Origin of the sequence: Coleofasciculus sp. FACHB-712, from assembly GCF_014695635.1 — a bacterium.
In the GTDB taxonomy this organism is placed as follows: Bacteria; Cyanobacteriota; Cyanobacteriia; order Cyanobacteriales; family FACHB-T130; genus FACHB-T130.
The window spans coordinates 1-3,026 of sequence record NZ_JACJOQ010000388.1 but is presented as its reverse complement, the minus strand read 5'-3'; the positions used below and the strand labels follow the sequence as shown (position 1 = coordinate 3,026).

The 3,026-nt window shown below is 44.1% G+C and carries 1 protein-coding gene; it reads right to left on the bottom strand.

Going from position 1 to position 3,026, the window contains the following annotated elements:
• The coding region (locus H6F50_RS11020) for a condensation domain-containing protein (protein WP_190428729.1) at window positions 1-3,026 on the bottom strand (3,026 nt) is incomplete at both ends.

Genomic DNA, 3,026 nt, shown 5'->3' with positions numbered 1-3,026 from the left:
CGCACCCGCGCTAATAATTCTCGAAAGCTGGGATTTCCAGATAAATCAGTGCGGAGAACTAAAGTATTGACAAAGAAGCCAATTAGTGATTCTAGTTCAACGCGATCGCGATTGGCAATCGGGGAGCCGATGAGGATATCTTGCTGTCCCGTGTAGGCATAGAGCAAGGTTTTAAACGCCGCCGAAAGCGTCATAAATAAGGTAGCTCCTTCCCGCCGATTAAAAGCTTGAATTGCATCGCTCAAATCTTTGGGGAAAGCAAAATTATGGATGGCACCTCGATTTGACTGAACGGCGGATCTAGGGCGATCGCTCGGTAATTCTAATGGTAAATTACCGCTTAATTGCTGTTTCCAATAACTTAAATGTTTTTCCAGCACCTCTCCTTGGAGATATTGCCGCTGCCAAACCGCAAAATCGGCGTATTGAATCGGTAATTCAGGCAGCAAAGAAATTTCCCCAGTCGTAAAAGCTTTGTAGAGTTCAGTCACTTCTTGCAACATCACTCCAATTGACCACAAATCAAAGATGATATGGTGCAGGATGAGAACTAAAATATGTTCTTCCTCACCGAGTTGCAGCAGTTGAATCCGAAACAGCGGTGCTTGAGTTAAATCGAAGGGCTTTAATGCTTCTTGGGAAATTAGTTGTTGAATTTTTCCTTCTCGATCCGCCTCTGGAAACGCTTGAACATCGATAACAGGAAATGTCACTGTCAGAGTAGGAGCAATTTCTTGAATCGGTTGCCCTTCCATCACGAAACGGGTGCGAAATATTTCGTGTCGCCGCACAATTTCGTTAAAGCTTTGCTCTAGCGCCGCAACATCTAATTGTCCTACCAGGCGAACTGGTGCCGGAATATTATAGTCAGGCGAACCGGGTTCCAGATTATCGAGAAACCACAGCCGTTGTTGAGCAAAAGATAGCGGTAGTGGCTGATTGCGGGAAGCACGCGGAATGGAACTAGAATCTATTTGTTTTGCTTGCTGAGTTGAGGCAATTACTTTAGCTAATTCCGCAACAGTTGGTGACTCAAATAAAGTCCGTAGCGGTAATTCGACTTGGAAAGTTTCCCGCAGCCGGGAAGTGACTTGCATAGCGAGTAGCGAGTGACCGCCTAATTCAAAGAAGTTATCAGAGGAACCTACCATCTGTAGATTTAAAATTCGGGCATAAGTATTGGCAACTGCTTGCTCAATGGGTGTACGCGGTGCAACAAAAGTTTTTTCCAGTTCTGGGCGAATTTGGCTAAGAGTAATGAGCGATCGCCTATCGATTTTACCATTCTGATTTAGGGGAAATTCTTCTAGCAAAATAAAGTTAGAAGGTACCATATATTCCGGCAGTTTTTCCTGTAAATAATCGCGCAATTGAGGAACAAATTCACGAGTTAATTTCCCTTGCAGCGGATTATTCGCATAGTTTCTCCAAGGTTTTACTTTGCCACTTGTTTCCAAGAATGCTGGTAATTTGTCTGGAGATGCCAAGTTTTTATGCACAAATACTGCATCATAACGGTCGCCGGAATAATTAAGGTGAATGCAGTAAGATAAGTCTTGACCTAGAGCCAAAATTTCTTCAGGTTCAATCCCATCTTCCGTATTGCTTTCTCGCAGTAAATTCCGCAATTCTGCAACAGTTCCTTCTCCATCATTTTTAGCGAGTAATTCTAAAGTTTTCATCTCAGATACCAGACGCGCATTAGGAATTCTCGTAATTCCCAAAATCTCTGGGTTGGTTTCTTCCAGTAACTTACGAATACCAAGAGTCGGATTTTGCTTCTGCCAATTTAGCCAATAAAAATCTTGCAGACAATCGACTTCAGCACCGACTCGAAGAATCACATCGTAGCGAAACTTGGTTAATTCATTCTGATATTTTCCTGGTTTCGGTTTAATTTGGACGTGACTAATTTTGGAAAATTTCTGCTTCAGTGCTGTGAAAAATTCCGGAGCGATAATTAGTTCCTGCTCCTGTTGCAAGCGTTTTTGAATCCGCTGCCGTAATTCAGTTATCGAAAGGTTAGAAGGAGCTTGATGCAATTGTACAGAGGCATGAAAAGCTTCTAACAACGGCAAGCTACGCACATCCCCAATGAAGATAGAACCACCTGGCTTCACAACATTTACAGCACCTTCCAAGACACCCAACAGATAGTCAGTGCTGGGGAAATATTGAATCACGGAGTTAATAATCACCGCGTCGAAGGCACCCGCTTCTATTCCCTCAAAGTTATCTGCCATTCGTCTATCTAGCGTTACCTGGGGCAGGTTTTGTGTGGTTAATTGCTGTTGAACATAATCCAGTGCAGATTGAGAAAAATCGGTGCCCAAGTAATAAGAACAATGAGGTGCTATGGGAAACAAGAGTAGACCCGAACCACAACCAATTTCTAGGACGCGGGAGGGTTTTAGGGCGAGAATTTGCTCAACAGTGCGGTCAACCCACATCCGCATTTCTTCGGCGGGAATTGGTAAGCCTGTATAGCTACTATTCCACCCACTAATATTCAAAGTATCTTCCTGAATATTTGAATTTTGGTGATAAGTCGTTTCAAAGACTTTTTCCCATTCCGATACATGCTCAGAATGCCATTGTATTTCTGGCAATTTATCTAAATCTTGAGGAAGTTGTTTGGTTGTCAAATAAGCAACGAGGCGAGGCGAATTCAAATCGTCCTCTTGAGCCAAAACAACGGGTTGCTCAACAACTGGATGCTGCGCTAATGCGGCCTCAATTTCCCCTAGCTCAATCCGGAAGCCGCGAATTTTAACTTGATGGTCAATTCGACCTAAAAACTCTAGGTTGCCGTCAGGAAGATAACGAACTAAATCTCCTGTTTTATAGAGGCGGAACCTCTCCCCCAACTCCTCCCCTAGTAGGAGAGGGGCGTCAGGCTCCCCCTTCCCTCGTAGGGAAGGGGGCAGGGGGGTTAGGTTTTGATTAAATGGGTTGGCAATAAACTTTTCGGCTGTCAGTTCTGGACGATTGAGATAACCTCGCGCCAGTCCTGCACCGCCAAGATA